The following is a 1302-nucleotide window of genomic DNA, read 5'->3' as shown; positions in this document are numbered from 1 at the left end:
AGCTCGATCAGGCTCATGCCGGTGCCGCCCTTCTTGTCGATGGCGAACACGCCGAGATCGGTGATCACCAGATCGACCACGCCCTGACCGGTCAGCGGCAGGTTGCAGGCGCTCAAGAGCTTCGCATCCTCCGAGCCGTCCTTGGCCTTGGCCACATGCTCCATCACCACCACGACGCGCTTGACGCCGGCCACCAGGTCCATGGCGCCGCCCATGCCCTTGACCATCTTGCCCGGGATCATCCAGTTGGCGAGATCGCCGTTCGCGGCCACCTGCATGGCGCCCAGGATCGACAGGTCGATATGCCCGCCGCGGATCATGCCGAAGGAATCGGACGACGAGAAATAGCTCGTCGTCGGCAATTCCGTGATCGTCTGCTTGCCGGCATTGATCAGATCGGCATCCTCCTCGCCCTCGAACGGGAACGGGCCCATGCCGAGCATGCCGTTCTCCGACTGCAGCTGCACCCGCATGCCCTTGGGAATGTAGTTCGACACCAGCGTCGGGATGCCGATGCCGAGATTGACGTAGAAGCCGTCGCGCAGCTCCTTGGCGGCACGCGCCGCCATCTGTTCACGGGTCCAGGCCATCAGACTGTCTCCTCACGCTTGCGGGTCGTGCGCTGCTCGATGTGTTTGACCGGGTTTTGCACATGCACCATGCGCTTGACGAAGATGCCGGGCGTGTGGATGCAATCCGGGTCGATCTCGCCGGCCTCGACCAGGTGCTCGACCTCGGCGACGGTGAAGCGCGAGGCGGTCGCCATCATCGGATTGAAGTTGCGCGCCGTCTTGCGGTAGACGAGGTTGCCCTCGGTGTCGCCTTTCCAGGCATGGACGATCGAGATGTCGGCGAACAGGCCGGTCTCCATGACGTATTTCTCGCCGTTGAACTCGCGCACCTCCTTGCCCTCGGCGATCAAGGTGCCGACGCCGGTCTTGGTGTAGAAGGCCGGGATGCCGGCGCCGCCGGCGCGGATGCGCTCGGCGAGGGTTCCTTGCGGGTTGAACTCGAGCTCGAGCTCGCCGGACAGGTATTGCTGGGCAAACAGCTTGTTCTCGCCGACGTAGGAGGAAATCATCTTGCGGATCTGGCGCGTCTCGAGCAGGCGGCCGAGCCCGATGCCGTCGACGCCGGCATTGTTGGAGATGAAGGTCAGGTCCTTCGCCCCCGAATCACGAATGGCCTCGATCAGCGTCTCCGGAATGCCGCACAGGCCGAAGCCGCCGGCCATGATGGTCATCCCATCCTTGACCGCACCAGCCAGCGCCACGCGCGCATCGCTGTATACCTTGTCCATCA

General features: G+C 63.9%; 2 protein-coding genes. Both read right to left on the bottom strand.

Going from position 1 to position 1302, the window contains the following annotated elements; translation table 11 throughout:
* The coding region (locus tag JKL46_RS34805) for a 3-oxoacid CoA-transferase subunit B (protein WP_201843016.1) at positions 1 to 590 on the bottom strand (590 nt) is incomplete at its 3' end.
* Positions 590 to 1300 carry a CoA transferase subunit A gene (locus JKL46_RS34800; protein ID WP_201843015.1) on the bottom strand — a complete coding sequence of 237 codons (711 nt, stop codon included), beginning with the start codon at positions 1298 to 1300 and terminating at the stop codon, positions 590 to 592. The genes JKL46_RS34805 and JKL46_RS34800, both read right to left, overlap by 1 nt.
* Positions 1301 to 1302 lie beyond the last annotated feature (2 nt).

The organism is Microvirga zambiensis WSM3693 (assembly GCF_016735695.1).
GTDB lineage: Bacteria > Pseudomonadota > Alphaproteobacteria > Rhizobiales > Beijerinckiaceae > Microvirga > Microvirga zambiensis.
The sequence above is the reverse complement of the archived record's forward strand: the minus strand, read 5'-3'. Positions and strand labels throughout refer to the sequence as shown.

Bases quoted from the DNA above. Each gene is read 5' to 3' on its own strand.
- JKL46_RS34800 (WP_201843015.1), bottom strand. From the start codon at position 1,300: ATGGACAAGGTATACAGCGATGCGCGCGTGGCGCTGGCTGGTGCGGTC.